Source organism: Salinisphaera aquimarina (assembly GCF_042643355.1).
GTDB lineage: Bacteria > Pseudomonadota > Gammaproteobacteria > Nevskiales > Salinisphaeraceae > Salinisphaera > Salinisphaera aquimarina.
In genome coordinates this window covers 377,112-393,077 of record NZ_JBHRSS010000003.1, presented here as the reverse complement: position 1 = coordinate 393,077, position 15,966 = coordinate 377,112, and the positions used below count along the sequence as shown (strand labels likewise).

General features: G+C 62.6%; 19 protein-coding genes. 13 read left to right on the top strand and 6 right to left on the bottom strand.

Going from position 1 to position 15,966, the window contains the following annotated elements:
- Positions 1-241 precede the first annotated feature (241 nt).
- The 7 genes from ACFOSU_RS05285 to ACFOSU_RS05255 are packed head-to-tail and all read left to right on the top strand — an operon-like array spanning position 242 to position 6,710.
- Complete coding sequence (locus ACFOSU_RS05285) at positions 242-1,252, top strand: ABC transporter substrate-binding protein (protein WP_380687205.1); 1,011 nt, start codon at positions 242-244, stop codon at positions 1,250-1,252.
- Positions 1,249-1,992, top strand: coding sequence for an ABC transporter permease (locus ACFOSU_RS05280; RefSeq protein ID WP_380687203.1), 744 nt, complete (start codon positions 1,249-1,251; stop codon positions 1,990-1,992). The genes ACFOSU_RS05285 and ACFOSU_RS05280 overlap by 4 nt, the downstream gene beginning before the upstream one ends.
- Positions 1,989-2,828 carry an ABC transporter ATP-binding protein gene (locus ACFOSU_RS05275; RefSeq protein ID WP_380687201.1) on the top strand — a complete coding sequence of 280 codons (840 nt, stop codon included), beginning with the start codon at positions 1,989-1,991 and terminating at the stop codon, positions 2,826-2,828. The genes ACFOSU_RS05280 and ACFOSU_RS05275 overlap by 4 nt, the downstream gene beginning before the upstream one ends.
- Positions 2,825-3,598 carry an ABC transporter ATP-binding protein gene (locus ACFOSU_RS05270; RefSeq protein WP_380687199.1) on the top strand — a complete coding sequence of 258 codons (774 nt, stop codon included), beginning with the start codon at positions 2,825-2,827 and terminating at the stop codon, positions 3,596-3,598. The genes ACFOSU_RS05275 and ACFOSU_RS05270 overlap by 4 nt, the downstream gene beginning before the upstream one ends.
- Positions 3,598-4,605 carry a PQQ-dependent catabolism-associated beta-propeller protein gene (locus ACFOSU_RS05265; protein WP_380687197.1) on the top strand — a complete coding sequence of 336 codons (1,008 nt, stop codon included), beginning with the start codon at positions 3,598-3,600 and terminating at the stop codon, positions 4,603-4,605. Before ACFOSU_RS05270 ends, ACFOSU_RS05265 begins: the two co-directional genes overlap by 1 nt.
- A 14-nt stretch (positions 4,606-4,619) precedes the next feature.
- A complete protein-coding gene (locus tag ACFOSU_RS05260; RefSeq protein ID WP_380687195.1) occupies positions 4,620-5,879 on the top strand; it encodes an amino acid ABC transporter substrate-binding protein in 1,260 nt (419 codons plus the stop codon).
- A 24-nt stretch (positions 5,880-5,903) separates the two neighbouring features.
- Positions 5,904-6,710 carry an ABC transporter permease gene (locus tag ACFOSU_RS05255; protein WP_380687193.1) on the top strand — a complete coding sequence of 269 codons (807 nt, stop codon included), beginning with the start codon at positions 5,904-5,906 and terminating at the stop codon, positions 6,708-6,710.
- Positions 6,711-7,044: 334 nt separating this feature from the next.
- Here ACFOSU_RS05255 and ACFOSU_RS05250 read toward each other — a convergent pair whose 3' ends face one another.
- Positions 7,045-7,524 carry a MarR family winged helix-turn-helix transcriptional regulator gene (locus ACFOSU_RS05250; protein ID WP_380687191.1) on the bottom strand — a complete coding sequence of 160 codons (480 nt, stop codon included), beginning with the start codon at positions 7,522-7,524 and terminating at the stop codon, positions 7,045-7,047.
- Between the two features lie 180 nt (positions 7,525-7,704).
- Between ACFOSU_RS05250 and ACFOSU_RS05245 the strand changes: the two genes are divergently transcribed.
- From ACFOSU_RS05245 to ACFOSU_RS05225, 5 genes are all read left to right on the top strand, one after another.
- Positions 7,705-8,445 carry an SDR family NAD(P)-dependent oxidoreductase gene (locus ACFOSU_RS05245; RefSeq protein WP_380687188.1) on the top strand — a complete coding sequence of 247 codons (741 nt, stop codon included), beginning with the start codon at positions 7,705-7,707 and terminating at the stop codon, positions 8,443-8,445.
- A 54-nt stretch (positions 8,446-8,499) separates the two neighbouring features.
- Positions 8,500-9,636: an alkene reductase gene (locus ACFOSU_RS05240; protein WP_380687186.1), complete on the top strand. Its 1,137-nt coding sequence runs from the start codon at positions 8,500-8,502 to the stop codon at positions 9,634-9,636.
- 29 nt (positions 9,637-9,665) lie between these two features.
- Positions 9,666-10,661 (top strand): GDSL-type esterase/lipase family protein, encoded by a 996-nt coding sequence (locus ACFOSU_RS05235; RefSeq protein WP_380687184.1) that lies wholly within the window; start codon positions 9,666-9,668, stop codon positions 10,659-10,661.
- 256 nt (positions 10,662-10,917) lie between these two features.
- On the top strand, positions 10,918-11,403 hold the full coding sequence (locus ACFOSU_RS05230) for a cupin domain-containing protein (RefSeq protein WP_380687182.1): 486 nt from the start codon (positions 10,918-10,920) through the stop codon (positions 11,401-11,403).
- Positions 11,404-11,553: 150 nt separating this feature from the next.
- Complete coding sequence (locus ACFOSU_RS05225) at positions 11,554-12,534, top strand: amidohydrolase family protein (protein ID WP_380687180.1); 981 nt, start codon at positions 11,554-11,556, stop codon at positions 12,532-12,534.
- A gap of 148 nt (positions 12,535-12,682) precedes the next feature.
- On the opposite strand, the gene ACFOSU_RS05220 is transcribed toward ACFOSU_RS05225, so the two are convergent.
- Both ACFOSU_RS05220 and ACFOSU_RS05215 read right to left on the bottom strand, forming a co-directional pair.
- Positions 12,683-13,216, bottom strand: coding sequence for a DUF1772 domain-containing protein (locus ACFOSU_RS05220; RefSeq protein ID WP_380687178.1), 534 nt, complete (start codon positions 13,214-13,216; stop codon positions 12,683-12,685).
- 8 nt (positions 13,217-13,224) lie between these two features.
- Entirely contained in the window at positions 13,225-13,806 is a 582-nt protein-coding gene (locus ACFOSU_RS05215) for a MarR family winged helix-turn-helix transcriptional regulator (protein ID WP_380687176.1), read from the bottom strand.
- Between ACFOSU_RS05215 and ACFOSU_RS05210 the strand changes: the two genes are divergently transcribed.
- Positions 13,787-14,368 carry an NADPH-dependent FMN reductase gene (locus ACFOSU_RS05210; RefSeq protein WP_380687174.1) on the top strand — a complete coding sequence of 194 codons (582 nt, stop codon included), beginning with the start codon at positions 13,787-13,789 and terminating at the stop codon, positions 14,366-14,368. The genes ACFOSU_RS05215 and ACFOSU_RS05210 overlap by 20 nt on opposite strands.
- Before the next feature lie 409 nt (positions 14,369-14,777).
- Here ACFOSU_RS05210 and ACFOSU_RS05205 read toward each other — a convergent pair whose 3' ends face one another.
- The 3 genes from ACFOSU_RS05205 to ACFOSU_RS05195 all read right to left on the bottom strand — a co-directional run bounded on the left by ACFOSU_RS05205 (position 14,778) and on the right by ACFOSU_RS05195 (position 15,857).
- Entirely contained in the window at positions 14,778-15,170 is a 393-nt protein-coding gene (locus ACFOSU_RS05205; protein WP_380687172.1) for a hypothetical protein, read from the bottom strand.
- Between the two features lie 109 nt (positions 15,171-15,279).
- Entirely contained in the window at positions 15,280-15,747 is a 468-nt protein-coding gene (locus tag ACFOSU_RS05200) for a PepSY domain-containing protein (RefSeq protein WP_380689164.1), read from the bottom strand.
- The gene (locus tag ACFOSU_RS05195; RefSeq protein ID WP_380687170.1) at positions 15,693-15,857 is read right to left on the bottom strand and encodes a hypothetical protein; all 165 of its coding nucleotides are present in this window, start codon (positions 15,855-15,857) and stop codon (positions 15,693-15,695) included. Before ACFOSU_RS05195 ends, ACFOSU_RS05200 begins: the two co-directional genes overlap by 55 nt.
- Positions 15,858-15,966 lie beyond the last annotated feature (109 nt).

Genomic DNA, 15,966 nt, shown 5'->3' with positions numbered 1-15,966 from the left:
AAATGTTGCGCTGCAACGTTTTCAGGGTTGTGGTGGATCGCTTCGCAACGACTTGCGCGCAGTCATAGTTAGCGTGCAATTTAGTCGTATACACTGGCTGAAATCGTCCGGCAAAACATGACGAGCGCTGCTCGTCGCCACGTCCGGTTCGCGATCCATAAAAAGCCGCACGGCCACAGTGTCGGCACATAATGCGACCGCGCGAGCGCGACCCTGTCGACACGCGCGGACAGGAGAGAGAATGAAACGATCCGGCAGGTTCGAACGCCGGCTGCTGCTCGCCTGCGCGGTATTGATCGCGTTGTTGCTGGCCGGCTGTTCCGGGGCCGACGAGGGCGCGAATACCACCCTGCGCGTGGGCGTGCTCAAGTTCGGCACCGTCAGCTGGGAGATGGACACCATCGAGCGGCATGAGCTGGCCGAGAAGAACGGTATCAAGCTCGAGATCGTGCCGCTGGCCTCCGAGAATGCGCTTGCGGTCGCCCTGCAGGGCCACCGCGTGGATCTGATCGTCTCGGACTGGCTGTGGGCCGCGCACCAGCGTGCCCAGGATCGCGACTATCAGTTCGTGCCGTATTCAAAGGCCGTGGGCGCGGTGATGGTCAATCCCGGGTCGGGGGTGACCTCGCTCAAGGATCTCGATCACAAGAAGCTCGGCATCGCTGGCGGGCCGGTCGACAAGACCTGGTTGCTGCTGCGTGCCTATGCGCACAAGACCGAGAACGAGGATCTGGAAAAAGCGCTCGATCCCACCTTCGCCGCGCCGCCGATGATCAACCGCCTGCTGCTCGACGGCGAACTGCCGGCGGCGATCAATTTCTGGCATTACAACGCGCGCCTGTCGGCGCTCGGCATGAAGCCGCTGCTCACCGTCAAGCAGATGCTGTCGGGGCTGGGTATCGACACGGTTCCGCCGCTGCTGGGCTGGGTGTTCTCCGAGGAATGGGCCGCGGATCATCGCGAGGATCTGCAGGCATTCTTCAAGGCCAGCATGCAGGCCAAGCAGATTCTGGCCGACTCCGACGACGCCTGGGAACCGTTGCGCGAAATGATCAAACCGGAAAGCGACGCCGTGTTCGCCTCCATTCGTGACGGCTATCGCGCCGGCATCATCCATCACTATGGCGCGGCCGAAATCGCGGCGGCCGGACAGCTGTTCAATATTCTCGCGCAGGAAAGCGACGGCCAACTCACCGGCGGCGCCAAGCAGCTGTCGCCGGATGTCTTCTGGGATGGCTTCCGCTTGCCATGAAGCGTCGCTGGCTTATACGGGCCGCGTCGCTGTTGGCGCTGGCCCTGATCTGGCAGGTCGTGGCCTGGATCGCGCAAAGCGATGTGCTGCCCACGCCCTGGGCGGTGCTGTTGAGCCTGATCACGCATACGCTGTCGGGCGATCTGCCGTACCACTTGTCGATCACGCTCGCGCGTGTGGCCGTGGCGTTCCTGCTGGCCATGGCGATCGGCACGGCGATCGGCATCGTCATGGGGCGCTATCGCCAGCTCGATCTGGTTCTCGATGGCGCGCTGGTGCTTGGACTTAATATCCCGGCGCTGGTGACCATCATTCTCTGCTATCTGTGGTTCGGTCTGAACGACGTCGCCGCGGTGGCCGCGGTCGCGCTCAACAAGATTCCGACCGTGATCGTGATGGTGCGCGAAGGCGCGCGCGCGGTGGACCCGCGCCTGCTGCAGGTGGCCCAGGCCTATCGCGTGCCGCGCATCGTGACGCTGCGGCGTGTGTTTCTGCCGCAGCTGTATCCCTATCTCATGGCCGCCGCGCGCAGCGGCCTGGCGTTGATCTGGAAAATCGTACTGGTGGTCGAACTGCTCGGGCGCAGTAACGGCGTGGGCTTTCAACTGCACGTGTTCTACCAGTTCTTCGATATCACCAGCATCCTGGCCTACACGCTGGCGTTCGCGGGCGTGGTTCTGCTGATCGAGGCGGTGCTCATGCGGCCGCTCGAAAACCGGCTCACACGGTGGCGCGGATGAGCACGGACAACCCACGGCAGGGCCTGCATATCGCGCTGCGGGAGAAAGCCTTCGACGGCACGCCGGTAATCGGTTCGGTCGATATTCACGCCGACTCGGGCGATTTCGTGGCCCTGGTCGGGCCCTCCGGCGCCGGCAAGAGCACGCTGCTGAGTCTGGTGGCGGGTCTGGACAGCGACTATCTCGGCGAGATCACCTGGGATGGCGCGCCGCTGTCCGCGCCCGGCCACTCGCCGGCGCGCCTGGGCATGATGTTTCAGGAGCCGCGTCTGATGCCCTGGCTGTCGGCGCTGGACAACGTGCGCCTGGTCGAGGCCCAGCGCGAGGCCGACGAACCGGGGTTCGTCTCGCGTGCGGCCACGCTGCTCGAGGAGGTCGGCCTCGGCCACGCGCTGCATGTCTGGCCCAACCAGTTGTCGGGCGGCATGCAACGACGAGTGGCGCTGGCGCGCGCGTTCACGGTCGAGCCGCGGCTGCTGCTCATGGACGAGCCGTTCGTGTCGCTGGACATGCCCACCGGCAATCGCCTGCGGCGCGCGCTGCTTGCCCTGTGCGAACGCCACCGGCCGTTGGTACTGTTCGTCACCCACGACCTGCGCGAAGCGCTGGCGCTCGCCGACCGGATTCTGTTCATGGGCGACTCGCCGGCACGCGTGCTGCTCGACTACCGTGTCGATATCGAGCGCGGCCGCGATCTGGAAAGCGCCGAGGTGGCCCATGCCCAGCAAACGCTGCTGGCCCGTCATCCGGAACTGCTGTCCGGCATAATCGACGGGTCGTCGAAACGCACCGATCCGTACGACGACCCCAGGAATAACGACGAGGAAACCCCATGAGCGAGTCGCAACACGTGCCATCGGCCGTGGCGCTGTCGGTCAATGCCGTAAGCAAGTCATACGGCGCGCTCAAGGCGCTGGATACGCTGTCGCTGACCGTGCCGCGCGGCGAGTTCGTGGCGCTGCTGGGTCCTAACGGCGCGGGCAAGAGCACGTTGTTCCAACTGCTGACCGGGTTGTTCGTGCCGGATTCCGGCGAGATCGAGGTCGCCGGCCACGACATGCGTCACGATGCGCGCGCCGCGCTCGCCAAGCTCGGGGTGGTGTTCCAGCAGCCCACGCTCGATCTGGACCTGTCGGTGGTCGCCAACCTGCGTTTTCATGCCCGCCTGCACGGCATGGGCGGCGTCGCGAAAAAACGCATCGCCGAAGAACTCGATCGTATCGGCCAGGCCGAGCGGGCCAAGGACCCGGCCCGGGCGCTGTCGGGCGGTAATCGCCGCAAGATCGAACTCGCGCGTGCGCTGCTGCACGAGCCGGCGCTGCTGCTCATGGACGAGCCGACCGTGGGTCTGGATCCCGGTTCGCGCGAACTGTTGGTCGACTACGTGCATCAGCTGTGTCGCGAGCGCGGCATGGGCGTGCTCTGGGCCACCCATCTGGTCGACGAGGCCGAGCGCGCCCACCGCGTGATCGTGCTGCACAAGGGCCAGCGCATCGCCGTCGACACGCCGCGTGCCCTGTGCGAACAAACCGATACGGCGACGCTCGGCGAGGCCTTTCTGGTCCTGACCGGCGAGACGCCCCCCGAGAAAGAGGAGACCGTCTGATGCGATTGATCCCCAACAAGATTCTCAGCGGTGCCGCGCTGGCTGCGGTCGTCATGGTGGCGAGTCCGTCGATCTGGGCGGCCGGCACCGGCAACCTGTTCGTGTCCAGCGAGGACGACGATATCGTCACCGTCTTCGACGGCAAGACGCTGGAGCCGATCAAGAAGATCAAGACCGAAGAGCGCCCGCGCTGGCTGGCGTTCTCGCCCGACCACACGAAGGTCTATGTCGCCTGCGGCGACGGCGACGCGATCGACGTCATCGACGTCAAGCAGATGAAGGTCGTCGATCGGATTCCGGATATCGACGATCCGGAGATCTTCGCCATCGGCCCCAACGACAAGCGTCTGTATATCTCCAACGAGGACGATGCGCAGTTCACGATCTACGATCTCGCCTCCAAGAATGTGGTGTCCAAGGTCGACGTCGGCCAGGAACCCGAGGGCGTGCTCGTGGCCCCCGATGGCAAGACCGCCTACGTGACGTCCGAGGTGGCGAACATCGTTCACAAGATCAATCTCGACAGCAACGAGATCGAAGCCAATATCGTGGTCGGCAACCGGCCGCGGCGCTTCGCGCTGACCGGCGACGGCAAGCATCTGTGGGTGACCAACGAACTGTCGGGCTCGGTGAGCATCATCGACACCCAGACCAACAAGGTCGCGGATACGATCAAGTTCGAGCCCAAGGGCTTTCGTGCCGAGGACGTGACCCCGGTCGGCATCACCCTGTCCGAGGACGGCTCGCGCGCGTTCGTCACCTTGGGTCGCGCCAACCATGTCGCCTTCGTCAACGCCGACACGCATGAAGTCGAGGACTACGTGCTGGTGGGCGCGCGCGCCTGGGGCGTGGCGCTGTCCAACGACGGCACCCAGCTGTATGTGACGAACGGCCTGTCGGACGATATGTCGATCGTGGATATCGCCAACAAGAAACAGCTGCGATCGATTCCGGCCGGCCGGCGACCGCATAGCGTCGTCGTCGATACGCCTGCCGGTTCGTCATGAGTGGCCGGCGCCCCGTGAACACCTGGCTGCGCGTCGTCTGTGTGGCGTTGCTGTGCGCGGCGCTGCCGGTGCAGGCGCAGTCTACCGATGACGCGGGCACGAACGAGGCGCCGTCGTCGGCGGCCTCGCCGGCCACGGATGGCGGCCTCAAGGCCTTCACCTTCGGCTATATCGGCTGGAACGACGACCCGCGTTATTCCGAGGCCCGGGTGGAACAGCAGTTCCAGGGCGAGCCCTGGGGCCGCCCGCTGGCCGGCGCACAGGTCGCGCTCGACGAATCCAAGTTTCCCGGCATGGCCGCCGGGGTGAAATTCGCGCTCGACGAAAAGCTGGTCTCGAATACGGACGAAGTCTTGGCCGCCATCCGCAAGATGCAGTCGGCGGGCACGCATTTCGTATTGCTGGATCTGCCGGCCGGCACGATCGCCCGCGTCGCCTCGGAGTTCGATGCCGGCGACATGACCTTCTTCAACGTCTCCGCTCAGGACGACCGTCTGCGCGGGCAATACTGCAACGCCGACCTGCTGCACACCATTCCCAGCGACGCCATGCGCAACGACGCGCTGGCCCAATATCTGGTTTCGCGTCAGTGGAACAAGATACTGTTGCTGCGTGGCCCGCTGCGGGAGGACGCAGTGCTGGCCTCGTCTTTCGAACGCTCGGCCAAGCGCTTCGGTCTGGATATTGTCGCCACGCGCGACTTCATCCTCGGCAACAACCCGCGTGAGCGCGAGAAGAACAATCCCAAGCTGATTACCTCCGGGCTGGATTACGACGCCGTCTACATCGCGGACAGCGAGGGCGAATTCTCGCGTGCGGCGAACTACGCCGTGCAGCATCCGCGCCCGGTCGTGGGCAGCGCGGGGCTGGTGCCGCAGGCCTGGCACTGGGCATGGAACAAGCATGGCGCGCGCCAGCTCAATCACCGCCTGGAGCGCAAGGCCGACCACAAGATGACGGCCTACGACTGGGCCGCCTGGGTCGCGGTCAAGGCGATCGTGGCCGGCGTGCAGCGAACCGAGTCCACCGACTACAAGGCGCTGCGCGACTACATCCTCAGCGACGACATCGACCTCGACGGCTTCAAGGGCTTTCGCATGGCGTTCCGGCATTTCAACGGCCAACTCGGCCAGCCGATCCTGCTGGGCAGCGGCAACTGGGTGGTCGACGTGGCCCCGCTGGAAGGCTTTCTCGACCCCAAGAACTATCTGAACACGCTGGGTTTCGACGCACGCGAAAGCGCCTGCAAAGCCCAATTTGGAGAGGCGCCATGAAACCGGCCCGCAACGAGATAACGCATGCCACGCGCTAGTCATGTCTTCGAAGCGCTCCTCGCCGTCTCCTCGCGCGAGACGGTCAAGTTCCTGCACCAACGCGGGCGCCTGGCCTCCGCGGTAGTGCGCCCGAGCCTGTGGCTACTCATCTTCGCCGCCGGCTTCAAGAACGTATTCGGTATTTCCGTGCTGCCGCCCTACGACAGCTATATCGAATACCAGGTCTATGTCGTGCCCGGTCTGCTCGGCATGGTGCTGCTGTTCAACGGCATGCAATCGTCGCTGGCGATGGTCTACGACCGCGAGATGGGGCTGATGCGCCTGCTGCTCACCGCGCCCCTGCCGCGCTCCGTGCTGCTGGCCTGCAAGCTCGCCGCGGGCACTTTCCTGTCGGTGCTTCAGGCCTATGCTTTTCTCGTGGTCTGCGCCCTGTTCGGCGTCGATCTGCCCTGGTGGCCGGGCCTGCTCACCGTTCTGCCGGCGCTGATTCTCACCGGCCTCATGCTGGGCGCGCTCGGTCTCCTGCTGTCGGTGTATATCAAGCAGCTGGAAAACTTCGCCGGCACCATGAACTTCGTCATCTTCCCGATGTTCTTCCTGTCGCCGGCGCTGTACCCGCTCTGGCGGCTCAAGGAGTCCGGCGCCCAGGTCATCTACCAGCTGTCGCGCTTCAATCCGTTCACCCACGGCGTCGAACTGGTGCGCTTTGCGATGTACGGGCAGATCAACTGGATCTCGCTCGCCGTGGTCACCGGCGCGCTCGTGGTGTTCTTCGCCATCGCGGTCTGGGGTTATGACCCGCAGCGAGGGCTGGTGCGGCGGAAGGGGTAAACGTCTTGGAAGAACCGCGCTGGTCTATGGCCGTTTTCGGCCATTTAGCGGTTCTTACGCCCAAGTATTCGAATAATTATCCGCGCAAAGCGATCAATATGTGCTCAGCGCGTAAATTTAGACAGGCGCGACGTAATGAGAACGCGCGTCCGGTTTTATAGGGACGACTCCCACCGGTCACCTAGCTTTGGAAACCCACGCAGCCGAGAAGCAGGGTTGAATGCGCTTTCGGATTCAGCTGTTTCGGGATCGACACGAAACGCGAGACCTGATGCTGTTTACCTTGCGCGTTTCCGTGGCTGAGCACATGCCGTATTCCACGAGCAAGCGGTGATCACATCTTGCCTGGCTCACGCGCAGCCTCGCCTTGGGTCAGGCGGATTGCCGTGTTCTTCAACTCGTCGGCAAGCTGCTCCATGAAGCGGAGAACGACTTCGAACTCCTCCTCAGTGTATTCGTCCAGCAGTTTTTCGACCCGGCTTGCATGCGCCGCATAGATTGCCTCGACCTTCGCAATGGCCCCCGGATTCGGCCGCAGAATCCAACGGCGGCGGTCGTTCGGATCCTGTTCGCGCCCCAGTAGCTTGCGCGACACAAGCTTGTCGACGATCACGCTCAACGAGGCGCGGGTCAGCCCCGTTTCACGCGCCAGATCCGTCGCCGTCAGCGGGCCCTCGTGCTGCACCAGCCGGAAGCATTCGAGCTCCGTGGCCGTGAGATCGAGACGGCGCGCGGCCGCATCCTGAAACAGCACGGTTCGTGCGCCGAACCGTTGCGCCCGCACGACGTATCGTCCGAAGCGGTCCTTTGACATCTCGGCTCCAGTTATTAGTCTGTCTAACAGTTAGTTTAGTGAACTTATTCTGACAAGGCGACAGCAACCCGGTCCGTCGCTCGCCGCGACACTACACCGAAAAGCGAATCGGCAGGCAATTTTCCATACGGGACGCCGTCTTGCGGAAAACGCAGCCCATGACAAGCCGGAGATTAGACCATGAGCCTTGAACAAAAGACCGCACTCGTCACCGGCGCGGCAACCGGCATCGGTGCCGCCATTGCGAAAGACCTCGCCGAGAACGGCGCCCGCGTGTTCGGCGCCGATATCGCCTGGAACGCTAACGGCGGGAATACGCCCGGCATCGAACAGATCCACTGCGATGTCACCGACCCGTCCAGCGTTCAGCGCTGTGTCGCCGATATCGAGGCACGCCACGGCGGGGTCGACATTCTCATCAACAACGCGGCACTGGCCTCTGGACTTACGCCCAAGCCATTCGAAGAAATCACCGCCGAGGAATGGGCGCGTGTCATGACGACCAATACCCTGGCGCCGTTCCTGTGCAGTCAGGCCGTGGCCCCGCATATGCGCAAACAGCAATGGGGCCGGATCATCAACCTGACTTCGGCCGTCGTCTTCCAGGCCGTGCCATACAACCTGCACTACTTCTCGAGCAAGGGCGCGATTGCCGTGATGACGCGCTCACTCGCCCGGGAACTCGGCGGTGACGGGATCACGGTGAACGGCATCGCGCCCGGCATGACGGTGACCGAAGGCATTAAAAATAACAGCGGTTATCCGCACGAGATGCTCTCCCACATCGTCGATACACGATGTATCCAGCGCGAAGAGCGGGCCGAGGATCTCTCCGGCACCTGCGTTTTCCTGGCAAGCGAAGCGGCGGGGTTCATGACCGGCCAGATCGTGACCGTGGACGGCGGGATGGCGTTTCACTGAGCCGTTCCATGACCTCAACGCCACCCGCCTTCTCATCACGAGGACCCGTCAGCCATGCCACACGACAATCTCTTCATGCCGCACAACATGGGCGATCTGGTTGTTCCGAACCGGGTGTTTCTCGCCCCGCTCACCCGCAATCGCGCCCACGACGACGGTACCCCCTGGGCGCACGCGGCGATCTATTACGCCCAGCGCGCCTCGGCGGGCCTGATCATTTCCGAGGCCGTCGACATCTCGCCGCTCGCCAAGGGCTATATCAAGACACCCGGCATCTATAACGACAGCCATGTGGCGGGCTGGCAACCGATCACGGCCGCCGTTCACGCCAGCGGCGGGCGTATCTACTGTCAGCTCGGGCACGTCGGGCGAATCCGTCATACCTCGATCGAACCGGCCGGCGAGCCGCCGGTGGCGCCGAGCGCCATTCGTGCAGATGCCCGGACATTCACCCATGAGGGTTTCGAAGCCGTCTCCACCCCCAGAGCGCTCGGGGTCGACGAGATCGACGAAATCGTCGAGGACTACGCGCACGCCACGCGCTGCGCCGTGCGAGCCGGTTTCGACGGCGTGGAAATCCATTCCGCCAACGGCTATCTGCTCAATCAGTTCCTGCACCAGGGATCCAACACGCGCGCCGACGACTACGGCGGCGCAATCGAGAACCGCTGCCGGCTCACGCTGCGCGTGGTGGATCGCGTCATTCAGGAAATCGGCGCCGGCCGGGTGAGCATTCGCCTGTCGCCGAACGCCGAGGTACACGATGTCGACGAGCCCGACACGCAGCAGCTTTATGGCTATCTGGTCGACGAACTCGACAAACGCGGCCTGGCGTATCTGCATTTCATCGAGAGCTTCGACGGGATCGACAGCGATCCGGACAAGGCGGCGACGATCGAGGCGATCCGCAAGCATTGGCATGGCTTCTATGTCGCCAACGGCGACTATTCAGCCGAAACGGCAGCGAAGGCCATCGCCGACGGCTGGTGTCACGCCGTGGCGATCGGCCGCCTGTTCATCGCCAATCCGGATCTGCCGAGCCGCTGGTATCACCATGTCGCGCTCAACGAACCGAACGACGACACCTTTTACGGCGGCACCCACGAAGGCTATACGGATTATCCGTTCGCTACGCTCGGCCGTGACGACAACCACGATCGTGTGCAGCAAAGTTCGGACGAGAACCCGTAAGGACAATCATCATGAGTAAAGACGAATCCATGCACTGGGTCGGCACCTGGGCGACGACGCCGGATCCGATGGAGGGCGTAGCGCTCGCCGGTCAGACGCTTCGTATGATTACCCGCATCAGCATCGGCGGTGACTGTCTGCGCGTGCGCATCTCCAATGCCTATGGCGATCGTGATCTCGTTATCGGCGCCGCCCGTCTCGGGCTCCGGGACGCGGGCGCAAGCGTGGCGCCGGACTCGAACCGTGCCCTGACATTCAACGGGTCTGCGTCCACCACGATTCCCGCCGGCGCGCTGGCGGTGAGCGATCCGGTCACATTGGACGCACCGCCGCTCAGCGACCTGGCCGTGAGTGTCTATCTCCCGGGCGATCTGCCCGAGCGTTTTCGGTTGACTGGACACTCGAATGCACACCAGAGCAACTATATCTCGCGGCCTGGCGACTTCACCGCCGAGCCCGCGCTGCCCGTTCAGCAGGACACCGAAGCGTTCCTGTTCGTCAGCGGGGTCGACGTACTGGCGCCGCGAGAAGTCGGCGGCATCGTGGCGTTCGGCGACTCGCTGACTGAGGGCAATCTCTCGGAGCTCGACGCGAACCACCGTTGGCCCGATCAGCTGGCGCGGCGGTTCGCGGCGCGACAGGGCGCTCGCCAGCTGGGCGTGGTGAACCAGGGTATCGGCGGCAACCGGCTGCTGCACGATCGACGCGGCGACAACGGTCTGCGTCGCTTCGACCGCGATGTGCTGGCGCAGCCGGGCGTGACGCACGTCATCGTGCTGATCGGCATCAACGACCTGCGCAACAGTCACGCCGATCCAGCAGAAGAGGTCACCGCCAGCGAGATGATTGCTGGTCTGCACCAGTTGGTCGAGCGCGCGCACTCGTCCGGGCTCAAGATCTTCGGCGGCACGCTTATCCCGTGGGAGCACGAAACCTTCAGAGGCGGGTTTTACACCCCGAGCGCGAAGCAACGCGGCAGGCGATCAACACCTGGATTCGCGACAGCGGCGCCTTCGACGCGGTGATTGATTTCGAAGCCGCGTTGCGCGATCCGACGCATCCCGCCCGGATGCGGCCCGAGTGGGATTGCGGCGATCACCTCCACCCAAGCGACCCCGGTTATCTTCACATGGGCGACTGCATAGACCTCGCGCTGTTCGACTGAACCGGTTTCCAACGCAACAGGCAACGAACGCGCGACTTAATGAGGACAAGCACAGCCGGCAGGTCATCCATGAAGCGGCCACTAGCGGCGCTGCGGCTCCGACCGACGAGGTAACAATGAAAAACGATGCACATGCCACGACCGAGCTGATCGACATGGCGGGCGCACGATTCGAATTGATTGTCCGCATGGGACAGGCGGATGCCGATACCGCGCTGTTTCGAACGGCCATGGCCGCTGGTGGGAGCGTTCCTCTGCACAGCCACGCGGATCCCGAATGCCTGTATGTATTGCACGGGCAGATCGAGGCATTCGTGTTCGACGCCACGCCCGGCTGGCGAACGATCGAAACGGGCCGGAACGTGCTTCTGACGGACGGTGTCCGGCATGCGCTACGCAATACCGCGAACCAGTCCGCCGATTTGATTCTGGTCACGAACAACCGCCTCGGCCGGTTCTTCCGTGAGGCGGGCCAATTGGTACAGCCGGGCGACGAATGCCGGCCGCCTTCGCCCGCCGATCTCGAAAAGATTCAGCGGGTTTCGCAAGCTTACGGCTACTGGCAGGCCTCGCCCGACGAGAGCGTCGCGATAACGGGATAGACGGTCTTTTTACGGCACGTCGATTGTCGTTGTCGACAATATCCATTCACCGGGCAAAACAACGCGAACTTCAAACCTCGAGGAGCGCAAAGCAAGGAGGCCGTTCATATTTATATCAGGCCTTATCCGGCTTTGCCCAAGGAGAACGATATGACCCTCATCGCGATCGAAGAGCACTGGAATACGCCTGAAATCGCCGCCGCACTCAAGGCGCTCCCCGCAACGCACCGCGATGAAAGCGTGGCTTTCAATGAGATGGGCGACAATCTGCGGCGATTGGAAGCGACGGGGAGCGATCGGATTGCAGCGATGGATAGCCAGGGCATCGACATGCAGATTATGTCCCTGGTGCCCCCGGCGACGCAGGCGCTTGCCGGATCGGAGGCGCTATCGCTCAGTCGACTCGCCAACGATGCGGCTGCCGATGCCGTGCGCAGACACCCATCGCGTTTTCGGGCCATGTCCACGCTGCCGATGAGCGCGCCGGCGGCGGTGGTCGAGGAACTCGAACGCGCCGCCGGGCTCGGGTTCGTGGGCGCGATGGTCTACGGTCGGACCGGGGATGTCCCACTCGACGCCCCGTGCTATGAAGAACTCTTCGAGGCCGCAGCCGCGCTGGGGCAACCGGTATTCATTCATCCCCAGATCGCGCCGCCCGTTGTTCGACAGGCCGTGTATAGCGGTTTCGACCCGATGACCGAACTCGGGCTCGCAACTTTTGGCTGGGGCTGGCATCTGGAAGCCGCCCTGGCAGCGCTTCGTCTTATCGTTCGAGGCACATTCGACAGGTATCCCGAACTGCAGATCGTTCTGGGTCACTGGGGTGAATTGCTGCTCTTCTGGCAAGACCGGGTAGACAGTCTGTCTCGCATCGCGAGCCTGGAACGAAAGGTGTCGGACTATATCCGCTCAAATATCCACATAACGAACTCCGGAATGTTGAATTCCACGTTGCTTCGCCACGCGCTGGAAGCAACGACCATCGATCGCCTGCTGTTCTCCACCGACTACCCATTTCATCAACCGACGCGGGCGGCGGTCGACGGTTTTCTGGCCGAACTTCCCGACGATGAGGCTCGAGAGAAATTCACCCATCGAAATGCTCGAAATCTGTTCATTGAAAGCGCCTAGCGCAACGATTCCGGCAGGCACAGGCGCAAACTGGCACTGGGTCTGTCCCCGTATTCGCGTTCCCGTCGCCTGGCACTGAATCGCTGGCGAAACCGAGGTGACGTAGCGCTCCAAAAGTCACGCAGTGATCGGTTGGGCTGTTTTGCAGTCAAGAGCCTGGAAGCGAAAGCACAAAAACAAGAAACGACAACAGACCTGCGACGCTACGGACTGCATGAAGGCGCCACCATTTGACCAATAGCTGTTTCGCTTCGTCGGACCTCGCGTCCAGCGATGGATTTTTCAATCGGTCGTTGACGGGCTTCATGACGACGAGCGTGAACGGTATTGCCGAAGCTAAGCACAACGCACCCACCAACCAGCCCAGACCGCTTCCTGCCCACCATGACCCTAATCCGGCCAGAGAACCGATCATGGCCAGAGACGCCTGAAGCGGCGCCGCTCTTGCGTACATCGGGGCGAAAAATGCGACCGCCTGTGATGTACCCAGACGAACGGCCGCAGGATGCTGGACGATATTTATATAAGCAGCCGCTCCGGCAAATAATCCAGCAGCGATCACGGCTATCGTCTCCAAGACCATCGAAAACTCCTCATTGCGGCCCAACGGCCTGGCTTTTCCACTGTTCTGACGGCCCGAGGCGAAGATGGATATGCCGTGCACGCTGCAGACATAGTCCACGCATCGAATCAATCGCTGTCGTCGGCATCGGCGTCGTGACGTCCGAGATGTTTGACCATGGATTCACTCCAGGCGCGAATAGCACAAGCCTGCTCTGTTGAAAGCGTATCGAGGAAAAAACGCCGGACATTGTCTGCGTGCATGGTGATGGCGCTTTTCGCCAGGCTGCGCCCTTCCGGCGTCAGTTCAATGCCGGTGCGTCGTCCGCTCGCGCCGCCGACCCGTGCCACGAGTTCGCGCTTTTCCATCCGCGTCAGTTGGTGGGCAACCCGGCTTTTTTCCCAGCACAGTGACTGGGCGAGGTCCATGACCCGCGCGCCGCTATCGGGACTCCGCAAAAGCGTGACCAGCACGCTGAATTCGGCCTTCGAGATGCCGAACTCACGCTGCAATTGGCGATCGATTTCCCGAGTGAGAAGGCGCTGGGCGTGCATCCACGTATCCCACAGCGCCCACTGCTCGGGCTCCAGCGAACCAGATTCTGTCATGAAAGGATCATAACGACTAACAGTTGACGCATCAACTTCAGCAGCATAAAGTTGATGCATCAACTCATAAACTGGAGCGATGATGGCACTGCGTATCGGCATCATTCTCGGCAGCACCCGGCCCGGCCGCAGGGGTGATCAGATCGCCGCCTGGGTGATGAATGTCCTACACCAGCGCGGCGACGCGGATTACGAACTGGTCGATCTCGCAGACCATGACCTCGGTAATCTGGACGAACCGGGCAATCCCAACCATCAGCAGTATAAGCACGCCCACACCCGCGAATGGAGTCAGCTGATAGAGAGCTTCGACGGTTATGTGTTCGTCGTGCCGGAGTACAATCACTCGTTTCCCGGCGCGCTCAAGAACGCACTGGACTATGTCTATCGGGAATGGAACGACAAAGCGGCGGGCATCGTCAGCTACGGCGGGTGGGCCGCCGGCGTCCGGGCCGCCGAAGCTCTCCGGCTGGTGCTCGCCGAACTCCAGGTAGCCACGGTCCGCGCGCAGCCTGCAGTTCAAATGATCCCGTCTTTTGCCTCGGGTGTATTCGTTCCTGCCGACGGACTCGCAGCGACGCTTGGCGACATGCTGGATCAGTTGATTATCTGGTCTGTTTGTATGCAAACCGCACGAAAGATGAAGTCGAATTTGGCTTCCTAGTGGTGTTAACGGCCCAGCGCCGACCACATTGGGGAGGAGTGGGGGCAGATGTCCTCCTGGATTTGAAGCCCAGTCATGGGCATGTTGGCGTGCGCTCTACCCCGTGCCGCAGGGAAGTTGGGTTAACGTCATCGACTTGCTCGGAGCCCGCTTTGGGTCGTCACCTGCCGAAGCATTTGAGGTCTATCACACGTCGTACTTGGGCAAGCGGCTCTCGGTATCATTTACCACAGCGTGTCGCAGTGGACTTGAATGCCAAACCCTGAACCCGATGCTGAAGCTGTTAGGTGCCGCTGGCGGTCGAACAGGGTGGGTTATGCGGGCGAGCGACCGCTCGCCAGACTCACCTGATAGCCGCCTTCGTTGATCCGTGCGAGGTAGCCCTTCACCACTGCGGCCTTGCCTTCTTTTACCAGTTCTTCGGCGGTCCGCCCGCCAAAGGAGGGCAGCGGCTGTTCCAGTCAAAGGCCTGATTTCTCGAGCCGGCCGCAGGCTGGGCCTGGTTGATGATTTCGATCATGTCGCGCAGGCGGGTCTGAACACTTGCGGCGCGTTCGACGTCGCGGCGCCGTAGTGAATCAACGCTGACGCCGAGCACGTCGGCCAGTTGGATCTTGTCGACGTGCAGGTGCTGAGCGATTACCTGCGACTCGATGGCGCCGTTGCCGATCAACCGGAAGAACTCGTTGTCAGGCGTCTGTGTCGCGCTCATCGCATGCCACGCTAGATGACGTGTCTTGCGGCAATTTAGCATGGCTAAAGCGCGCCATCGGTGGCGAAAGATTGATGGCTGGCGCTCCATATCGCCAGCCATCGCATGGTTTTGCCCATGAGGCCGACACCGTCAGGCCGCTGGTAGCGAGGGTAGAGTCTGTTTCCTTCGCACCGCGGCTTGATCACTTGGACGGCGTTTAGGTCTGCGCCTCGTCGCCGGAGGCGGCGACTTCCTCGCTGGGCTCTTCGCCGATCTGCCATTCCTCGACGGACATCTCGATGATATCGCCGGTCACCGCGTCCACTTCGACCTTGAATTCGTTGTTCTGGCCGGGCTGGGCGAGATCGATTTCATAGGTGGGCGAGCCGTCTGCTTCGATCTCGTATTCGATTTCGACGATCTCGCCGCCGAAGCGATCGGTCGCGGTCTTGCGTGCTTCGTCCTCGCTGATCTTGGCGGTGCTGGCGAAAGTCGGGTCCTGCGGGGAGTCGACTTCGGTCTCGAGTTCGTAGATATCGCCGGTGCGCGCGTTGCACATCAGCTCCCATTCGGTGCCGGCTTCGTCGCGCAGTTCGATTTCGTAGGTCGGCACGCCCTTGGGGCTCACGCTCAGATATTCGACCTTGACGAAATCACCCTGGTGAACGTTATGTGCGGCTTCCAGGCACTCGTCGGCGGAATCAGGTCGTCCGCGTCGGCCATGGCGGGGAGCGTCGCACCCAGAGCCAGGGCCAGTGGCATGGCGATCAGGGCGGTCAGTAATGCTCTACGCATGGCTGCTCCGTTGTGGTGATCGCGGATCATGTGCTTGAAAAAACAAGCGATCCGACGACGTCCCTAAAGGGGAGGAGGGATCGTCGACAGACCGCTTGCGGAGGAGACT